The sequence below is a fragment of the Streptomyces lacrimifluminis genome, from assembly GCF_014646095.1.
In the GTDB taxonomy this organism is placed as follows: Bacteria; Actinomycetota; Actinomycetes; order Streptomycetales; family Streptomycetaceae; genus Streptomyces; species Streptomyces lacrimifluminis.
Map to the genome: position 1 here is coordinate 1 of NZ_BMMU01000088.1, position 3,426 is coordinate 3,426.

Sequence of the window (3,426 nt, forward strand, 5' to 3'; positions counted from 1 at the left end):
GGCTTCACCCATCTGTCAGGCCAACTGCCCAGCTGACGTGGGAGGTTGGAAAAGGCTCACTGCAGGAACTGCCGCCGCAGGGTCGCCAGGAGGTCATGGAGACGATCGCCGCGGCACTGGTGCAGCCGCGCGAGTGGCCCCAGCCCGGCGGATGGCGTGCAGCGGTTGTCCTGGGCGGTCCGCGACTTGATCACAGCTGGGAGAAGTACTCCTGACCAGCGGCATCGGGACTTGTCGGGGGTCCGGTTGGGTGCGAGGAGAAGAGCACCCCTCAGGTGAAGCGGGCGTACGATCTTGCCCCGAGCACTCCCCGGTCGCCGTCGCGTGTCCGTCTATGCTCGCAGTGATGAGGTCGCCCGCGCGCTAAAGAACGGGACCCGGGGTGCGGTCAGGGTCGTTTGCCTCATCACCATCGCGTGATGGAATGCGCGTAGCCAACTTCGCGGAGTCTCCTGAGCAGTTGTCCGACGGCTGGTCAGAAGAGCCGAAAATGCCCCTGCCCAGCGAGAATGAGGATTGTCTAGGCCCTCGTTCCCGCGCCCGTCGGAGGCACTTTCCAGGAGAGTAAGAGTATCGGGTTGTACCCGCGTGTCCGCGTCGAGGGCGGTGGCCGCGGGACGGTCTCGCAGGCCGGCGCGGTGCTGCTGGTCGAGACGGTCCGCACGTCCGGCCTGGACACCGCGATATCGGCGGCAATGGCGCCGTGGCGCAAGCCGCGAACGGTGCACGATCCGGGCAAGATCCTGCTGGATGTGGCCCTGGCCGTCGCGCTTGGCGGCGACTGCCTGGCCGACGTCGGTATGCTGCGGGCCGAGCCCGACGTGTTCGGCCCGGTGGCCTCCGATCCGATCTCCCGTCTCGTCGACCCTCTCGCCGCAGCCGGGCCGAAGACACTCACCGCGATCCGGTCGGCGCGGGCAGAAGTACGGTCGCGGGTCTGGGAGTTGGCCGGTGCGGACAGTCCGGCCGCCGACGGCCAGGTGACCGTGGACATCGACGGCGTACTGGTCCTGGCGCACTCTGAGAAGCAGGATGCCACCGCGACCTGGAAGAAGACCTTCGGCCATCACCCGCTGGTGGCGTTCGTCGACCACGGCCAGGCCGGGTCCGGAGAGCCGGTGGCTGCCCTGCTGCGGCCCGGCAACGCAGGCTCCAACACCGCCACCGATCACATCGAAGCCACCCGGCTCGCCCTGGCTCAACTGCCCCGACACCTACGGCGGGGCCGGCAGACGTTGATCCGCACTGACTCCGCCGGCGGCACCCACGCCTTCCTCGACTGGCTCTCCAGGCCCGGCCGGTGGCTGTCGTATTCCGTCGGAATGACCATCACCGACGCCCTCCACGAGGCTGTCCTGAAGATTCCGAAGACGGCGTGGACACCGGCCTATGACGCGGGCGGCACCGAGCGGCCCGGCGTCTGGGTCGCGGAGATCACCGACATGCCCGACCTGAGCACGTGGCCGAAGGGGATGCGGCTGGTCGTCCGCAAGGAACGGCCGCACCCCGGCGCCCAGTTGCGCTTCACCGACCTTGACGGGCTACGGCTGACCTGCTTCGCGACCAACACCAAGGGCGGCCAGCTCGCCGACCTCGAACTGCGTCACCGACGGCGGGCCCGTTGTGAGGACCGCATCCGAGGCGCCCGCGACACCGGCCTGCGCAATCTGCCCCTGCACGACACCGCACAGAACCGGATCTGGCTGGAGATCGTCTCCCTCGCACTCGACCTCCTCGCTTGGATGCCGATGCTCGCCCTGACCGGCGCCACACGCCGCTGGGAACCCAAGAAGCTCCGTCTGAGGCTGTTCTCCGCCGCCGCCCAGCTCGTGAGCACCGGCCGCCGCCGCTGTCTCCGCTTCACTGCGCGATGGCCCTGGACCGACGAGATCACCCGGTCAATCGACCTGCTCAATGCCTTGCCTAGCCCTCGCTGACCCACACCGACCACCCCAACGATCCGCACCACCACACCGGGAAAGTGGAACCCGGCGCCCACCCGACACGACACTCGGGCTGTCGGCCTGCCCATCCTCAGCCACCGAAAGCGAAACGGTCCGCCGACTCCGTCGGCGGACCGTCAAGAAAGATCGAGGTTAGTTCCTGCGGAACTCTCGACCCGTTCAAGATGCACCCCGGGTGGGACCCGTTTCCATGCCCTATGGGCTTTAGCTCTTGAGAAAGAAGAACATCGCCGAGTCCTGACGCCGTTCCTCCTGCTTCTATGCCCTACGGGCTTTGGCTCCGGCGGAACCCTGCTTGCCTACAGCGGCAACACGCTGAAGTGGAAGTAAGTTTCTATGCCCTCAGGCTTCAGGTCTTGCGGAATAGGTCTTGAACGTCTCGCACATTATGGAAGCCCGCAAAGGGTTTCTATGCCCTACGGGCTTTACTTCCGGCAGAACCCTTCCCCCTGGAGTGGGCTCCTGGCCTTCGATGATCCGATTTTCCACGGCCGGCAGCGCGAGGAGCCGCTTCCCGCCCGAACTCTTGTCAATCTCCATCGCGTACACAGGTGACCGTTCCCACGAACCGTCACACAACGCCCGGCTGAGCGCGGCCAGCCGCCCGAGGACACCGTCCGCGTACGCGGCGACCCGTGGATTGACCTTTCCGTCGTCGAGATCGTTCTCCTGCACCTCACCCACGCACCGAGCAGAGCGGCCTCGGACGCGGCACGATGCAGCAACTCCGCCATACCGTTTCCTTCCAAGGATTTCCGACCAAGTTGGCTCTCATGCCCTACAGGCTTTACTTCCTGCAGAATCGGACCAACCCTGCAACCCGGAGTTCCAGAACTGCTGGTTTCTATACCCTGCGGGCTTTGACTCCGACGGAACCTTCAGATCTCGCAGGAACTACACACCCTATAATGAGACCGATTACATGCCCTGGCGGGCTTCAGCTCCGAGGGAATCCACGGTCTACGGGAAGCAGAAGCTGGACCGTGAAGAATTTCTATGCCCTACGGGCTTCAGTTCCTGCGGAACGCCATTCGGCCTCTCTGAGGGTGGGTGTCATCGGAAACTGCTCGACGTTTCTATGCCCTACGGGCTTTGCCCCCGGCGGAACCGCAGGATCACAGAGTTACAAGGCCTGTAATGAGACCCGTTTCTATGCCCTATGGGCTTCAGTTCCTGCGGAATTACGCACCCAGCGTATACGGTCACTTCGACCTTCGTTTCTATGCCCTACGGGCTTCAGTTCCTGCGGAATGCTTCGCCTCAGCGAGCTCCCGCGACCTGCGGCGATTGTGCCCGATGCGCGGGACGGCCCACCAGCGGCTCAGTTAACTGGTGACGTACGTCACATGGCGGTCGATCATGGTGTTGACCTGGCGGAACCGGTCGCGCGAAAAGGGGCACTGAGCCTTTTCCAACCTCCCACGTCAGCTGGGCAGTTGGCCTGACAGATGGGTGAAGCCCC

2 protein-coding genes are annotated in these 3,426 nt (G+C 65.0%); one reads left to right on the forward strand and one right to left on the reverse strand.

The features are described 5' to 3' along the window. Positions 1-572 precede the first annotated feature (572 nt). Entirely contained in the window at positions 573-1,937 is a 1,365-nt protein-coding gene (locus tag IEY89_RS39900; protein WP_189152415.1) for an IS1380 family transposase, read from the forward strand. A 369-nt stretch (positions 1,938-2,306) separates the two neighbouring features. On the opposite strand, the gene IEY89_RS39905 is transcribed toward IEY89_RS39900, so the two are convergent. Further along, positions 2,307-2,648 carry a hypothetical protein gene (locus IEY89_RS39905; RefSeq protein ID WP_189152414.1) on the reverse strand — a complete coding sequence of 114 codons (342 nt, stop codon included), beginning with the start codon at positions 2,646-2,648 and terminating at the stop codon, positions 2,307-2,309. Between the last annotated feature and the right edge of the window lie 778 nt (positions 2,649-3,426).